This window comes from Streptomyces sp. NPDC048106 (genome assembly GCF_040706415.1).
Classification (GTDB): domain Bacteria; phylum Actinomycetota; class Actinomycetes; order Streptomycetales; family Streptomycetaceae; genus Streptomyces.
The window spans coordinates 46,281-61,695 of sequence record NZ_JBEZND010000039.1 but is presented as its reverse complement, the minus strand read 5'-3'; the positions used below and the strand labels follow the sequence as shown (position 1 = coordinate 61,695).

General features: G+C 70.7%; 14 protein-coding genes. 10 read left to right on the top strand and 4 right to left on the bottom strand.

Going from position 1 to position 15,415, the window contains the following annotated elements:
* The first annotated feature begins 167 nt into the window (after positions 1–167).
* The 6 genes from AB0927_RS31275 to AB0927_RS31250 all read left to right on the top strand — a co-directional run bounded on the left by AB0927_RS31275 (position 168) and on the right by AB0927_RS31250 (position 7,807).
* Entirely contained in the window at positions 168–2,315 is a 2,148-nt protein-coding gene (locus AB0927_RS31275) for a BTAD domain-containing putative transcriptional regulator (RefSeq protein WP_366671140.1), read from the top strand.
* Positions 2,316–2,443: 128 nt separating this feature from the next.
* Positions 2,444–3,499, top strand: coding sequence for a branched-chain amino acid aminotransferase (locus AB0927_RS31270; protein WP_366671139.1), 1,056 nt, complete (start codon positions 2,444–2,446; stop codon positions 3,497–3,499).
* A gap of 175 nt (positions 3,500–3,674) precedes the next feature.
* The gene (locus tag AB0927_RS31265) at positions 3,675–4,481 is read left to right on the top strand and encodes an alpha/beta hydrolase (protein WP_366671138.1); all 807 of its coding nucleotides are present in this window, start codon (positions 3,675–3,677) and stop codon (positions 4,479–4,481) included.
* Complete coding sequence (locus AB0927_RS31260) at positions 4,463–6,781, top strand: M28 family peptidase (RefSeq protein ID WP_366671137.1); 2,319 nt, start codon at positions 4,463–4,465, stop codon at positions 6,779–6,781. The genes AB0927_RS31265 and AB0927_RS31260 overlap by 19 nt, the downstream gene beginning before the upstream one ends.
* 101 nt (positions 6,782–6,882) lie before the next feature.
* Positions 6,883–7,446 (top strand): SMI1/KNR4 family protein, encoded by a 564-nt coding sequence (locus tag AB0927_RS31255; protein ID WP_366671136.1) that lies wholly within the window; start codon positions 6,883–6,885, stop codon positions 7,444–7,446.
* 16 nt (positions 7,447–7,462) lie between these two features.
* Positions 7,463–7,807 carry a hypothetical protein gene (locus AB0927_RS31250; protein ID WP_366671135.1) on the top strand — a complete coding sequence of 115 codons (345 nt, stop codon included), beginning with the start codon at positions 7,463–7,465 and terminating at the stop codon, positions 7,805–7,807.
* A 654-nt stretch (positions 7,808–8,461) separates the two neighbouring features.
* On the opposite strand, the gene AB0927_RS31245 is transcribed toward AB0927_RS31250, so the two are convergent.
* Positions 8,462–9,019: a hypothetical protein gene (locus AB0927_RS31245; RefSeq protein ID WP_366671134.1), complete on the bottom strand. Its 558-nt coding sequence runs from the start codon at positions 9,017–9,019 to the stop codon at positions 8,462–8,464.
* Between the two features lie 356 nt (positions 9,020–9,375).
* Here AB0927_RS31245 and AB0927_RS31240 point away from each other — a divergent pair, with 356 nt between their 5' ends.
* Positions 9,376–9,741 (top strand): nuclear transport factor 2 family protein, encoded by a 366-nt coding sequence (locus AB0927_RS31240; protein WP_366671133.1) that lies wholly within the window; start codon positions 9,376–9,378, stop codon positions 9,739–9,741.
* A gap of 155 nt (positions 9,742–9,896) precedes the next feature.
* Here AB0927_RS31240 and AB0927_RS31235 read toward each other — a convergent pair whose 3' ends face one another.
* Complete coding sequence (locus AB0927_RS31235; protein WP_366671132.1) at positions 9,897–10,658, bottom strand: maleylpyruvate isomerase family mycothiol-dependent enzyme; 762 nt, start codon at positions 10,656–10,658, stop codon at positions 9,897–9,899.
* Positions 10,659–10,963: 305 nt separating this feature from the next.
* Here AB0927_RS31235 and AB0927_RS31230 point away from each other — a divergent pair, with 305 nt between their 5' ends.
* Positions 10,964–11,485 (top strand): hypothetical protein, encoded by a 522-nt coding sequence (locus AB0927_RS31230; RefSeq protein WP_366671131.1) that lies wholly within the window; start codon positions 10,964–10,966, stop codon positions 11,483–11,485.
* A gap of 199 nt (positions 11,486–11,684) precedes the next feature.
* The gene (locus AB0927_RS31225; RefSeq protein WP_366671130.1) at positions 11,685–12,119 is read left to right on the top strand and encodes an MMPL family transporter; all 435 of its coding nucleotides are present in this window, start codon (positions 11,685–11,687) and stop codon (positions 12,117–12,119) included.
* A gap of 27 nt (positions 12,120–12,146) precedes the next feature.
* Here the strand turns inward: AB0927_RS31225 and AB0927_RS31220 are convergent, their stop codons facing one another.
* Positions 12,147–13,175, bottom strand: a complete 1,029-nt coding sequence (locus AB0927_RS31220) for an alcohol dehydrogenase catalytic domain-containing protein (protein WP_366671129.1) — start codon at positions 13,173–13,175, stop codon at positions 12,147–12,149.
* 56 nt (positions 13,176–13,231) lie between these two features.
* Positions 13,232–14,209 carry an aldo/keto reductase gene (locus AB0927_RS31215; protein WP_366671128.1) on the bottom strand — a complete coding sequence of 326 codons (978 nt, stop codon included), beginning with the start codon at positions 14,207–14,209 and terminating at the stop codon, positions 13,232–13,234.
* Positions 14,210–14,422: 213 nt separating this feature from the next.
* On the opposite strand from AB0927_RS31215, the gene AB0927_RS31210 reads away from it, so the two are divergent.
* Entirely contained in the window at positions 14,423–15,337 is a 915-nt protein-coding gene (locus AB0927_RS31210; RefSeq protein ID WP_366671127.1) for a helix-turn-helix transcriptional regulator, read from the top strand.
* Positions 15,338–15,415: the final 78 nt, after the last annotated feature.

Here is a 15,415-nt window from a genome sequence, read left to right as displayed (position 1 = left end):
AGACGGGAAATTACGAGGGCCCGGAGTCAGCGCCCAGCAGCCTGCCACAAAGTTCTGTTCTTCCACTGTTCTTCCACTGTGCCGGACAGCTACCCTCGCAGACAGCGACGGGAGGGGACAACGGGGTGCCAGGTGACTCGTGCATACGGTTCAGGATTCTGGGAACCGTGGAGTTCTGGAACGGAACCAGCTGGCAGGGACTGAGTGCGGCCAAGGTGCGAGCGCTGCTCGCCGTCCTGCTCATACGGGCGAATCAGATGGTGTCCACCGGGCAGCTCATCGACGAACTGTGGCCGGATGACGCGCCGAGCGGAGCGAAAAACCAAGTGCACGGGCTGGTGACCCGGCTGCGGCGCGCGCTGGATGATGATCGAAAAGACGTGGTCGTCACCCGGAATCCCGGCTACCAACTCGCGCTGACCTGCGAGGACACCGACGTCTGGCAGTTCGAGGACATGGTCGAGAAGGGCCGCCGGGAACTGCGCGGCGGTAATCCCGGGCCGGCCGCCGAACTGCTCCGGCGGGCCCTGAGCCTCTGGCGGGGACCCGCGCTCGCCGACATCGAGGGACCGCCGCTCGTGGAGAGCGAAGTCGCGCGGCTGGCCGAGTTGCGGCAGACGGCACTGGAAACGCGCATCGACTGCGATCTCGCCTGTGGCAGACACACGGAACTGATCAGCGAACTCCGTGCGCTGACCGACGCCGATCCGCTGCGGGAACGCACGTGGGCACAGCTGATGACGGCGGAACACCGGGCCGGCCGCCAGGCCGACGCGCTGCGGTCCTACGAACGCATGCGCGCCACTCTCCGGACCGAACTCGGGGTCGGACCGTCCGCGGAGATGCGCCGGCTGCACGAGACGTTGTCGCTCCCCGTGAAGGTGCCCGCCACGGAACCGGCCGCACCACCGGTGCCGGTGCCGGCCCCCGCCACCCCCGCCCAACTCCCGGCCGACCTGGCCTCGTTCGTCGGCCGCGAGGCGGAGGGCGACCGGCTGCGGCTGCTGCTGCGACCATCCACGCCCGGCGCGCGGTCGGCCGCCACGGTGGTCGCGGTGATCAGCGGCATGGCCGGGGTCGGCAAGACCGCGCTCGCCGTGCACTGGGCCCACCGGCTCCACCGGGCCTGCCCGGACGGCCAGCTCTTCCTCGACCTGCACGGGTTCAGCAGGGGGAGGCGCCCGGTCGAACCGGCCCAGGCGCTGCACCGACTGCTGCGGTCCCTCCACGTCCCGGAACATCGCATCCCGGACGAAGTGGACGACCGGGCCGCGCTGTTCCGCACCCAGCTCGCCCATCGCCGGTTCGTCATACTGCTGGACAACGCCGCTGACGTGGCGCAGGTGGAGCCCCTGATACCCGCCACGTCGGGCTGCCTCGTGATCGTCACCAGCCGCAGTGACCTCTCCGGCCTCTCCAACGCCCGCTCGCTGAGGCTCGACCTGCTGCCGGTCTCCGACGCGGTTCGGCTGTTCACCGACATCGTCGGCACGGAGCGGTTCACCGAGGCGGAGACCGCGCTGGCCGAGGAGATCGCCGAGTACTGTGGCCGGCTTCCGCTGGCCCTGCGGATCGCCGGCAACCGCATGAGGTCACGCCCCAGCTGGAAGATGAGCTATCTGGCGGATCGACTGCGCGACCAGCGATGGCGCCTGTTCGGCCTGCGGGAGGGACACGAGACCATCGCGGCCGCCTTCGAGCTGTCGTACCGGCAACTGGGCGCAAGGCAGCAGCACATGTTCCGCCGTCTCAGCCTGCATCCCGGGCACGACGTGGAGCCGTACGCCGCGGCGGCGCTCGCCGACACCACGGTGGGGGAGGCGCACCAGCTTCTGGAAGACCTCGTGGACGCGCATCTCCTCTTCCAGCACGCGCCCGGCAGGTACGTCTTCCACGGTCTGCTCCACAGCTACGCCGCCGCCCTGGCCGAGCAGGGCGAGTCGGACGCGCAGCGGCGTGCCGCCCTGGCCAGGCTGCTCGACCACTACCTCTGCGCGGTCTCCGCGGCCGTCGGCGAACCCGCGCCGTGGACGGAGAGGTTCACGGCCGATGTGTCGGCCGCGCCGACCCTCGCGCCCGTGACGGCACAGCAGCCGGCGAGCACCAGATGGCTGATGGCCGAGCGTGCCAACCTCCTCGCGGCCGTCGAGTGCGCGGCGGACAACGGCTGGCCGGGACAGGCGGCGTACTTCGACGCGGTGTTGTGCAAGCTCTTCGACAAAGCGCGCCGCCGTGGTGACGGGACGACGGGCGCCGCGACGCCGTCCCGCCCGGCACGAGCCGTCCGCGTCTGGAAGGCCGCCGGGCAGTGCTGACGCGCCCTCACGACCGCCGGACCCCGCACCTCGCACCATGCCGGGCCGGGCCGCACCTGTGAGGCCTGGTCGCCCGGTGCCCCGCCCTTCCTCCCCCCGTCGCCCGCGCTCCGCGAGAGGACTCCACCATGACCACCCGACCCGCCACCGCGTCCGGAACCGTCCCCGGATTCGGCGAGGCCTTCACCGATCACATGGTCGTCATCCGCTACGACGTCCACGACGGCTGGGGAGCCTCCGAGGTGCTGCCCTACGGACCGATCCCCATGGATCCCGCCATGGTGGGCCTGCACTACGGGCAGAACGTCTTCGAAGGGCTGAAGGTCCACCGGAGAGCGGACGGCTCGCTGGCCGCCTTCCGCCCCCGCGACCACTCCCTGCGGTTCCAGGACTCGGCCCGGCGCCTCATGATGCCCGAACTGCCCGAGAGCATGTTCCTCCAGGCGATGGAGGACCTGGTCCGCGCGGACGCCGCACAGGTGCCGGACACACCGGGCCTGAGCCTGTATCTGCGCCCGCTGCTCATCGCCAGTGAAGCGTGCCTGGCCCTGCGCCCGGCACGCACCTATCTGTTCGTCCTCATGGCGTTCGTCACCGGGGGCTTCTTCGGCGTCGCACCGGAGCCCGTCACGGTCGCCGTCAACAGGCGGCACATCCGCGCCTCCCCCGGGGGCACGGGGCACATCAAATGCGGGGCGAACTACGCGGCGGCGTACGCGGCCGATGCCGAGGCCGCGGAGGCCGGTTGCCGGCAGGTCGTCTGGCTGGACTCCGCGGAGCGCCGGTGGATCGAGGAGATGGGGGCCATGAACCTGTTCTTCGTGAGGGGCGCCGGCCCCGGCACCCAGGTGGTCACACCCACCCTCTCGGGCACCGTACTGCCGGGAATCACCCGGGACTCGCTGCTGAAGCTGGCCGCCGGCTGCGGCTTCCACGCCGTCGAGGACCGGGTGTCGGTGGAGCAGTGGCGGACCGAGAGCCAGGACGGGACCATCACCGAGACCTTCGCCTGCGGCACCGCCGCGGTGGTGACCCCGGTGGGCGCGGTGCGCGACAGCGAGGGCGACTGGACCATCGGAGACGGCTCCCCGGGACCGGTGACCACCCGGCTGCACGCGGAGCTGACCGGCATCCAGCGAGGGCTGGTCCCCGACCCGGACGGATGGATGTACCCCATCTGCTGACATCCGCCCCCGGCGAAGCGGGCATGTGACGCCCTGGACGTTCGATGGTACCCGGCGCGCCGCCCCGGACGTGGCGGGGTGGGCGCCGGCATCCGCCGGAGCACGAACAGGACGGCACCGGACGCGCCGTCGGCCGCGACCTGTACACGACGGGAGACTGATCATCGACACGCGGATGGTGGACGTACCGGGCGGCGCCCTCTTCACCCTGAGCGGCGGCTCGCCCACCGCGCCCCCGGCGGTCCTGGTGCACTCCGGCATCGCGCACGCGCGGATGTGGCTTCCGCTGCTGCGCGGGACGTACGACGACCTGTTCGGCATTGCCTACGACTGCCGCTGCTTCGGCCGCTCCACGACCCGGACCGACGTCACGTACTCCGACACGGAGGACCTGGGCAGCGTCCTGGACGCCTACGCCGTGGGGCCCGTGGTGCTGATCGGCGAATCACGAGGGGCACGCATCGCCCTCGACTTCGCCCTCGCGCATCCCGACCGGGTGCGCGGACTCTTCCTGACCGCGCCCGACATCTCCGGCTTCGACGCCCCGGTCTCCGCCGCCGAGCAGAAGCTGCGGGACGCCATCGAGGCGGCCGACCGCGCGGGCGAGATCGACGGCATCATCGCGCATGAGGCACGGCTGCTCGTCGACGGCCCGACCCGCGGCCCCGACCCGGAGCGCGCGGCCCTGCGCCGCGGCATCGCCGAGATGTCCCGGGCCAACTACGCCCAGCAGCAGGACGACGTACCCGACCACACCGCCGTCGACGCGCCGGCCGCCACGCGGCTGGCCGAACTCGCCTGTCCCGTCCATGTCCTCGTGGGAGAAGCGGACACCACCGGGACCCAGGCCATGGCCGCCGCCCTGGAAGAAGAGTGCCCCAAGAGCACTCTGGTGCGGGTGCCGGACGCCGCTCACGCGCTCGCGCTGGAGCGCCCCGAAACCGTGGAGAGGGAATTGCGGACATGGCTGCGGACGATCTGACCGCGCGGGACACCGCCCCCGAAACCCCGGAACGGCCCGGGCCGGCGGACGGCCGGGGACTGCGCCGGTCGATCGCGCACTGGACCCTGGTGGTTCTGCTGGTGGCCGTGCCGTTCGCGCTGGCCCACTGGGCGGTGCGGCCCGGCCCCGACCACGCGGAAGGACGCGGGGCCCGCGCCACCGCCGGTGCGCTGGAGAACCTCGGCGTACGCTTCGGCAACCAGCAGGTCTCCCAGGGACTGGACCTGATAGCCAAGGACCTCACCGCCATACCCGGCGTCGAGGTCGAAAGACAGCGGACGTCGGGAACGTACCGCTTCCACGACCGCGACATCGCCTACGACGTGCGGAACGTGATAGCCCGCCAGCCCGGCGACAGCGACGACGCCCTACTGGTGAACGCCCACGTGGACTCGGCCCTCGAAGGGACCGGCGCGGCCGACGACGCGGTCAACGCGGGAGCCGTGGTGGAAGCCGCGCGGAAGCTCGCCCGCACGCACCACCACTACACGGTCATCTACCTGTTCAACGGCGGCGAGGAAGCCGGCGCCACCGGCTCGGCCGGCTTCATCCACCACCCCTGGGCCAAGAACGTCCGCTGGTTCCTCAACCTGGAGGCGGTGGGCTCCGGCGGACTGCCCATCCTCTTCCAGGCGGGAGACAACGGCGGGGAACTCGTCGACCTCGCCGGGGACGTACCGCGGCCCTACGGAAGCATCCTCGGCCAGTGGCTCTTCCAGGCCGGGCTGATCAACTCGGACACCGACAGCCGGGTATGGCGAGCGCAGGGCTGGTCAGGACTCGACTACGCGCTCTTCGGGGACGGCTACACCTATCACACGCCGCTCGACCGGACCGCCCGCATCGAGCCCGGCTCGGCGCAGGCGATCACCGACCTGACCACCCGGCTCGCCACCCACATCGCGGACACGCCGGACCTGAAGGCGCAAGAGCGCACCCCGTACTACTTCAACCTGGCGTCCCGATGGTGGGTGACCATCGGGACCACGACCATGAAGATATGGACCCTGTGCGTGGCGCTCGCCCTGGCACCGCTGGTGGCGCTGGCCTGCCGCCGCTGGAGGATCAGACCGGGGCAGGTGGCGGCATCCGCGGCGGCGACCCTGCTCGGCATCGTCCTGGCCCTGCTGGCCGGCGTGCTCGGGGGAGTGGTCGCCTGGGCGGTGGGCGGCTCCGCCGCCTGGTACGCCCACCCATGGCTGGTCTACCTGCTCCCCTTGCCTCTCGCGGTCCTGGGCGCGCTGGCGCCGCACCTCGTGATCCGGCGCCGCCGGATGCGCCGCGATCCCGCCCGCCGTGACGGCGCCCGCACCGCCCTGCTCGCCCACGCGTGCACGGCGGCGGTGCTCGCGGTCGTCACCGCCTGGCTGGAGTTCGGCCCCGCTTATCTGGTGTGGACCGCCGGCACCTTGCTGACCGTCGCCGTGGGCTGCGCTCTGCTGCTGCGCCGCGGCTGGTGGATGGTTCCGCTGGCGGTTGCCGCGCTCGTCCAGTGCGTGCTGGTCGCGGAGTTCTCGCGGGACCTGATGTCCCTGGCGATACCGATGATGGGACGCCTGCCGACCGCGGTCCCCATGGACCCCGTGATCGGCGCCGTCACCGCCGTCGTCGCCGTACTGCTCGCGGTCCTGCTCGTGCCCCTCATGATGGGGGCCGGCCGAGCGCGCTGGTTCGTGTGGGCGACCTGCGCGGCCACCGTCTGCGGGCTGGTCGTCTCGGCCCTGGTCTCGCCCTACGACACCGAACGCCCGAAACTCGTCAACGCCTTCCAGGAACAGACGGACGGCAAGACGCCCCGGATCACCCTGGAAGGCCGGGACTTCCTCACTCCCCAGGCGCTGGGCATGGTCGACCGGGTCGCGAAACGTACCGGACTGCCGGTCGACGACGGCGCCCTCGTGACGTCCGACCACGTGACGGTGCCCTCCGGCCCGGTCGACTTCAGCGCCAAGGACTCTTTGGCAGGGCCGCTCACGGTCAAGATAGGCCCGAACCGGGCCAACCTCGTCCGCATCACCGTTACCGGCCCGGTGACCAGCGTGAACGGCCGCTCCTTCCACGGGGGAGAAGCGACCGTCGACGTACTCAACCGCACCGGGGGCTTCACGGCGGACATCGCCCGCACCGGCCCCGTCAAGGTCCAGGTCGACCAGGTCTTCCTCACCACGGGAAGCGAGATGAAGAAGGTCCTGGCCGCGTTGCCGCCCTGGGTGATCGGCGACGGCCGGACCGTCGTCCAGCACACCTTCAAGGACCCCGGCCCCGGCCACCGGCCCTGAGAACGAACGGGGCCCGGACCGCGGGGGCATGGCGCCGAGCGGCCTCCTGGCTTGAGTGCGCGGCAGACCGGGCTCGCGGACGTCCCTGTTACGGTCGCCGGATGGAGAGCTGGGACGGGGGCGGCGTACGCGCACGGCTACGGGAGATGGCAGCACGGGACCCGGAGCGGAAGCGCTTCGGGGCGGACACGCACGGGTACGAGCTGGCGCCTCGGCTGCCGGAAGCGGAGATCCGAGCGTTCGAGGAAGCCCATGGCATCGAACTGCCGTCGGCGTACCGGTCTTTCGTCGCGGAAGTGGGCAACGGCCCCGCCGGGCCCTCCCACGGACTGATGCCGTTGACCGTCGCCCGCCCGGAGGCCGACGAGGAGTGGGCCGCGGACGGCGAGTGGCGGGAAGACCGGCTCCCGGGCCGACTCGCCGAGCCGTTCCCCCTCACCGAACCCCTGCCCGGCCGGCTCGGCGCGGGCCCATCGGCCGCCGCACTGACCCGGGGCACGCTCATGCTGGCCGAACAGGGCTGCGGCATCTTCACCCGACTGATCCTGAACGGCCCACGAACCGGCCAACTCTGGCAATTCGACCCGGACTGGGGCGGCTTCACACCGACGAGCCCTGACTTCCGCACGTGGTACACCGATTGGCTGGAGAGCCCTGGCAGGTGATCGCCATCATGGGGAGATGACCAACCCGAACCTGACCACCGGCAGTATCTGGCGACTCCACCGAGGCGATCAGGAGATCGCCCGGCTGACCGTGACCGGTGCCGACATGCCCTGGACTTTCGCCGAAGTCGAGACACTTCCTGGCTTTGAAGAGTTCCGTCCCCTCTTTGCCGAGCAAGAGCGGGCCGTCGACGAGGAGGAGTGGGAGCAGGCAGACGCCTGTCACGCCCAGATCCGCAGCGCGCTCACCATGACGTTTCCCGACGGCAGCCCGGTTGCTGAGTTCATGCTGCATATCCACGATGACGGCACCGCCGGCTGGCGCTGGCACGACGAGCCCTTCGACACGGTGAACCAGTGACACGCTGGGCTCGCTGTTTCGGGACGAGGAAGCCGTCTGTTTCTACGTCGAGCCGAATGGTGACAAGCCCAATGGGACGGACCGCGCGACCGAGAGTTGCACGGCGATGGATCTCCACGTGACCGGGTCAAGTCGCGCGTGGAATGGTGAGTTGGCCCCTACCCATGCGGCCCAGGAAGCGAGCCAGTCGTGCAGGGTGCTGTGCGCCCAGGCACCTCCGTCGCCGGCCCGTTCGCCGCGTTCGTTCTTCGCCTGGCGTTCGCGTTGGTCTCGGGCGAAGTCGGTGGCGAGCGTCGCTGCGTACATGCGCAGGTCACGGGCGGTGTCGACCTCCTCCCGCTTGGTATCGGAGTCGGCGAGTACGCAGTTGAACCCGGGTGGCGTCGTGCGGATGGTGCCGAGTTGGTAGGCCAGTCCGCGCCAGCCGGGTTGCCCCGGGGCTTCTTCGTGCAGCAGGTCGCTGCCGTCGAGACGGCGGCCGAGCAGCCGGACCCAGCCCCAGAGGAAGCCGGTTGATGCTTGCGTGGGCGCAGTGCTCGGCTGCGGATGTCTCGGACCCAATACCGTGGCGGGGCATCCCGCAGTCGAAGGCCAGGAAGCGCAGGTAGGCGGCGAAGTCCTGGCGGGAATTCACTTGCTGCCAGGACTGGAGGTTTAGGGATGCGGGCACAGCGAGAGGCTACGAGCCGCGCCGGCCTGCGTCGACCGATGACCGGTCATGAGGTGGCGACGAGACCCTGGTGACCGGGCCCCCTGGTTGGCCAGGCGACCGAACGCGCCCGCTGACGCCGAATTCAGCCCAGCCCCGGCAAGCTGCGCAGCTCCCCGATCCGCAAGATCCGCGCAAAGAGCAGAAACAGAAGGCCCATGGCGATACCACCGGCGGCCAGCGAAAGCGCCGGCGTCCAGGAGGCCGTTGCCAGGCCCTGGCCGCAGGAGCGAGCGATGAACCACCCGGCGCCGCCGGCGGCGGTAGCGGCCGTGATGAGCTTCGCGTAGGTGCGGCTGATCCGCCGACCATCGAGCAGCCGTCAACGCGAAGTGCATCAAGCAGCCGTTGCGCTCCACGGCCATCACCGTGCCCGCCTTGCAGAGTGGCTTGAACTCCGGATCGAACCAGTGCGGCACGAGCGCGCCCAGTTCCTTCGGCGAGAGCTCGTCCAACGACTTGCCGGGCACACGCCGCCAGAAGAAGTCCACGCTCATCGTCACCCACTCCGATCCTGATGCCCGGCATTCCTGGTGCCGTTCATGCGGCAGGTTAGGCGATCCCCCGGAGATACGGACAGCTGGCAGTTGGCAGTTGGCAGCGGCAGGACTTGCGAGGGAAGAAGTGCCGGCTCAGAAGGCTGAACAGTACGACCGGGGATCACATGCAGAACCACTGCTCGGCGCCTCAGCCTCGTCGTCGACGACGCGATCCTCACGGCCTCCTGCCGTGTCGCCGCCTACCGAGTTGGTCGGGCCGAAGCCCTGCGCTGTCTTCGCCTGGGTCGGTATCTCGCCGAGGTTCGCTGCTGCCCGTCCCATAAGCTGATCCACTCCAAGTCCTGGACAGGAAGCGTGAGATGACAGACGACGTACGAGTTCTGGCGCAGCGCATGTATGAGGCGTTCAACGCTCGTGACCTCACCGCGGCAACGACGATCTTCTCCGCCGACTTCGTGAGCCACCCCCTGGGGACCGTTGGCGTCGACAGCGTTGTGAAGGCGTGGAGCGGGCTCCACGCCTTGTTCCCGGACATTCAGGTCGTCGTCGAGGACATGCTCGTGGACGCAGACAGAGCCGCAGTCCGTACGAGCCTGCACGGCATCCCGGCGGAAGCCGAGGGGCAGGCTTTGCCCCTCCCCTCGATGATGGAGATCTTCCGGGTGCGGAACGGGCGCATCGCCGAACTGTGGGGCCTGTCTTCACTCAGCCGCCCCGGACGCTGAGCGCAGCGTCCAGCTTCCTCCCGGCTGGGGCATCCCAACGATCCGTTCTCAGGATGGGACTCAGTCGGGGTGCACTCGCCCAGGGGCCATGGCCGTGATGGCGTACTCAGCGACGTCGTTGATCATCGAGGCTGTCCGCTGGCGGTATTGACTGGCTATTCCTCGGGCTCCCAGGCGATCAGCTGCTCGAACACCTGCTGGTCGCCCTCGATCTTCAGGTCGCTCAGCGTGAGGCGGCCCCAGACCAAGAGGAGCAGTTGCTCGGCCGTGCCCGTGGCCGATGCGGAGGCGGGCGCGGCGTCGTCCGTGAGGGGTGCGGGCCAGGCGCCGGTGCCGTCCAGCGTGAGGAGCCAGGAGCGGCCCTCGGTGGCGTGGTAGTGGATGGTGGCGGGCTCGTGCGGCCAGGCCGCCGGGGTGGAGTTGCAGGTGTCGAGAAACTCGGCCACGCCGTCGATCGCGACGTCCGCCGGCATCGGCTGCACGGCGCCTGCGGCGAGCTGGGCGTCGTAGGTGTGCACCAGAACCTCGTGCACCCGGCGCCGGGCAACGCCCCGGGCATTCGCCGGCGACACGCCGGCGCGCCACCACGCCCAGCACTCGCGCTCCGGGCCGGCCTCGCGCAGCGTACTCAGCAGCAGCTCGTTCGACTCCGTGTACCAGGCCAGCAGTGCATCAAGGTCGCGCGGCACTTCTGCGGCATCCTTGGCCGGCGGAGCCTCGGCCGGGCCCGCGGCGACGATTGCGGCCCACCAGCGCTGGCCCGTACCCAGGTGCCGCACCAGATCGAACAACGTCCACTCGGGGCAGGACGGCACCGGCGCGTCAAGGCTGGGCGCGGCGGCAACCGCACTCCGGAACGCGGCCGACCGCTCGTCGATCAGTTGCAGCAGGGCGGAATACTCAAGACTCTCTGTCACATCGCCTACCTATCACCCCAGCTCAGCCGACCGCACCCTGTTTTCCAGGCCGTCAGCTACGGGAGTTGGAGCACGCACACCGGGATCCACGGCTCCCGACGGCTACGGATCCGCTGGGAGATCCGTGAAAGACGGGGACTCTCCGGGCACTCCGGCCCATCTGAGTACGAGACTGAGTAGGACGACGGTGCCGTCGGCCCGGGTGGCGGCGTTTGGATGGCTGCATGACGCCGACTCCTTCCGCCGTTCCCGGTTTCCGCCGTCGACTCAGGGTCCTGGGGCTGTCCGTTGCCGGGGCCGTTGTCGTGCTCCTCCTCACAAGGTTCGTCGTGGTCTGCGTCGCCGTGCGAGGCGGCCCAGTCCGTTCCGAGGCGCAGTTCCTGGAACACGTACGCGACACGGAGGCCGCCGGCGAGGACGCGGTTCGCTTCCTGGGCTCGGATCCGGACTCGGTGATCCTTGAAAAGTCCAGCGCCGGCACGTCCTGCGTGGACGACCTCGGTGTCGACGGGGACGACATCAGCCGGGACCAGCCGTCCGTCTCCTGGGCCCCGGATTTCAAGGACGGCGACGCCGGGTACCGGGTGGCGGTCGCCGGCCTTCGCAGGCGGTGGTCCGAGCGGGGGTGGAAGGTGACGACGGGGCCGGGGACGGACCCGGTCACCGGTGAAGCGACCGGCCTGCAAGCGATCCGCACCACCGACGACCACGGCGTCGCGCTGTCGCTGAGCCCCGGCCGACGTGCCGGCGAGGGACTGATCGTCGCCGACGGAGGCTGCGTGCGCCACGACGGCTACTGGGACACAGAGAACTGGGAGTCCTCCTGATGGGCCCGATCACCGTGAGCACGTGGACGACTTCGCGGGCGCACCCTCCCCTCCCGGACCCGTACTGCGATCTCAGTAGTCACTGCTGCGGTTGCAGTACATGGCGGTGTCCGTAGCCGCATGACGACGGGGCGGGTCTCCCGAGTGAGCCTGGAACGGCTGTCGGGAGACGGATACGAAGACCCCTGATGACTCCTCGATGCCGGGGATCGAGTCCCAGCAGCCGTACGACCTGATGCAGGAGCGTTTCCCCGGGGCCACCGCCGACAGTGCCGGCGCCACGGTCGTCTTCGTGGCCCCGCACGGGCAGAAGGTGACCGCGAGCGACAACCGGCAGGCCATCGTGGAGACGGTGGAGGCGCTGGGTGGCGGCTCGCAGGTGGCCGGTGTGGCGGACGCCTTCACATCGGGGGCGGTCAGCAAGGACGGTTCGACGGCGTACGCGAGCGTCACCTACAAGGTGGCCTCCGACGCCGTCACCGACGCCAGCCGCAGCGCGATGGAGCAGGCCGCCGAGCAGGCGCGCGAGGCGGGCCTGACCGTCGACCTGGGCGGCTCGGCGATGGAGGCCGACGACGGGCTGAGCGGGGTCGCCGAGATCGTCGCATCTCGGTGGCGGCGCTCGTCCTGCTGATTACTTGCGTGGCAGGGGAGTTGGGGATCAGGGGTGGATGAGGGCCTTGAGGACCTGGCGGTCGGCCATGGCCCGGTAGGCGTCCGGGGTCCGGTCGAGGGGGAAGGTGTGGTCGAAGACGCGGCCGGGGGCGATGGTGCCGTCCAGGACGTCGGGGAGCAGCTCCTCGATGTAGGCGCGGGCGGGGCTGGCGCCGCCGGTCAGGGTGATGTTGCGCATGAAGGCGGCCGGGCCGATCGGGCCTTCCTCGTACTGGGGGACGCCGAGGCGGCTGATGGTGCCGCCGTCCAGGACCGCGCCGAGCGCGGTGTCCAGGGCCTGGCGAGTGCCGACGGCCTCGATCACCTTGTCCACGCCGCCTGTCAGCTCGCGGATGCGGGCGATGCCCTCCTCGCCGCGCGCGGCGACCACGTCGGTGGCGCCGAAGTGCCGGCCCAGCGTGGTGCGGGCTTCGTGACGGCCGGCGAGCACGATCCGTTCGGCTCCCAGCCGTTTGGCGGCGATCACCGCACACAGGCCGACCGCGCCGTCCCCGACCACGAGCACCGCGTCGCCGCGGCCGACGCCTGCGGTGACGGCGCCGTGATGGCCGGTGGTCATCACGTCCGCGAGGGCCAGCAGGGACGGCAGGAGCGCGGAGTCGGCGGCCACCGGCAGCTTCACCAGGGTGCCGTCCGCATGCGGGACGCGGACGGCTTCGCCCTGCCCGCCGTCCACGCCGTCGAAGCCGTAGCGTCCGCCGTTGCGGCATGAGATGTGCAGGGCCCTGGCGCAGTAGTCGCAGGTGTTGTCGCTGTAGGTGAACGGTGCGACGACCAGGGCACCAACCTTCAGACCGGTCACGTCCGCGCCGGTCTCCTCGACGACGCCGAGGAACTCGTGCCCCATGGGGCGGCCGGCGCCGGTGGCGGGCATCGACGCGTAGGGCCACAGGTCGCTGCCGCACAGACAGGCGGCGAGCGTACGCACCACGGCGTCGGTCGAGTGGACGATCTTCGGGTCGGGCCGGTCCTCGACGCGGACGTCGCCGGCTCCGTACATCACTGCTGCACGCATGAGGGTGCTACTCCAAACGGGGGTCGTGCGGGGGTCGTGCTGGGTCGTGACGGCTGTCAGCGTTCGAGCATCCGGGCCTGGGCCTCCGTGTGGGTGTCGCCGGCGGCGGGCGGCAGGTTGCCGAGCTGGTGGAGCTGCTCGCGGGTGAGCGTGAGGGCGTCGGCGGCGGTGTTCTCCTCGACCCGGCTGACGCGCTTGGTGCCGGGGATCGGGGCGATGTCGTCGCCCTGGGCGAGCAGCCAGGCCAGCGCGACCTGCGCCGGGGTGGCGCCGACCTCGGCGGCCAGGGCCTTGACCTCGTCGGCGAGCACCAGGTTGTGCTCGAAGTTCTCACCGGTGAAGCGGGGGTTGTCGCGCCGGAAGTCGTCCTTGTCGAACTGGTCGGCGGAACGGATGGTGCCGGTCAGAAAGCCGCGACCCAGCGGGGAGAACGGCACCAGGCCGATGTTCAACTCCCGCAGGACGGGCAGCACGCGCTCCTCGATCCCGCGGGTGAACAGCGAGTACTCGGACTGGACGGCGGTGACGGGCTGGACGGCGTGGGCGCGGCGGATCGTGTCCGGGCCCGCCTCCGAGAGGCCGAAGGCACGCACCTTGCCCTCGGCGATCAGCTCGCCCACGGCACCGGCGGTCTCCTCGATCGGAGTGTTCGGGTCCACCCGGTGCTGGTAGTACAGGTCGATGTGGTCGGTGCCGAGGCGCTTGAGGGAGCCCTCGACCGCGGTGCGGATGTTGGCCGGGCTGGAGTCCAGGTTCCACGAGCCGTCGCCGCCGTGCGAGACCAGACCGAACTTGGTGGCCAGTACCACCTTGTCCCGGCGTCCCTTCAGCGCCCGGCCCAGCAGCTCCTCGTTCGTGTAGGGGCCGTAGATCTCCGCGGTGTCGATGAGCGTGACGCCCAGCTCCAGCGCCCGGTGCACGGTCCGGATCGACTCCGCGTCATCGGTGCCCGAGCCGGTGTAGCCGTGGGACATGCCCATCGCGCCCAGACCGATCCGGGAAACCTCCAGGTCACGCAGCTTGATGTACCGCATCTCGCCCTCTCCGGTTGGTGGCGTTGCCCGCCCCCCGCTCTCGCCCGGCCCGGCAGGCCATGCCGGTCAGAGCCGGGCGGGGCAAGGGGACGGCGTCTTCCTCGTTCACCTTCGCCCGGATCGCGCCCGTGTGGCAGGGCGGGCCCTTCGGGGGTAATGACAGGGCCCCCCTCGACCCTGCGTGGCAGGGGCAGGGCGGGTGAGACTGGAGCCATGGCATCGACGAGCGCGCACAGCGAGGGCGCCGAGCTGGGCCGGTACCTGCGCGCCCGCCGTACCCAGACCAGCCCCGAACACGTGGGGCTCACCGTCGGCACCGGCATCCGCCGCACCCCCGGCCTGCGCCGCGAGGAGCTGGCCACGCTCGCCGGCATCAGCATCGACTACTACGTGCGCCTGGAGCGTGGCAAGGAGACCCGCCCCAGCCCCGCAGTCCTCGACTCGCTCGCCCGCGCCCTGCACATGGACGACCAGGAACACCAGCACCTGCGTGAGCTCGCCGCCCGCGCGGCCCGCTACGTCGCCGAGCCCCCGCCCGCGCCCAGCCGCACCGTGCGCCCCCACCTGAAGCTGCTGCTCGAATCACTGCGCCCGAACCCGGCGTACGTCATCAGTCGCAGCATGGACATGCTGGCCTGGAACCCCGGCGGCCTGGCCCTGTGCGCCGGCCTGGAGGACTGGCCGGCCAAGCACCGCAACCTCGCCCGCTACCTCTTCCTCCACCCCGCGGCCCGCGACCTCTTCCCCGACTGGGACCGCCAGATCACCGCGTGCGTCGCCCGCCTGCGCGCCATCGCAGGCACCGCACCGGACGCTCCCGACCTCACCAACCTCGTCGGCGAACTCCTCCTCAAAAGCCCGGACTTCGCGGGCCTGTGGGAACGCTACGAGGTCACCGGCCGCAAGCCCGCCCACAAGACCTTCCATCACCCGCACGTCGGAACGGTCACCCTCACCTCGCAGTCGCTGCATATCGAAGGCACTCCGGGTCAGCGCATCGGCGTCTACACCGCCGAACCCGGCAGCCCCGACTATGACGCCCTGCTCCTGCTGGACGCGGCTGCCCCACAGCAGGCGCATTCCTCGCAGGCCGCGGAAGCCATCGGACGACAGCCCCGCCGCGGCTGAGCGCTCGGCGGTCACCTGCCGGTTCCGGGTCTGGGGGCGTCGAGCCGGCCTCGGCGGAGCAGGCAACGGCTCCCTCCC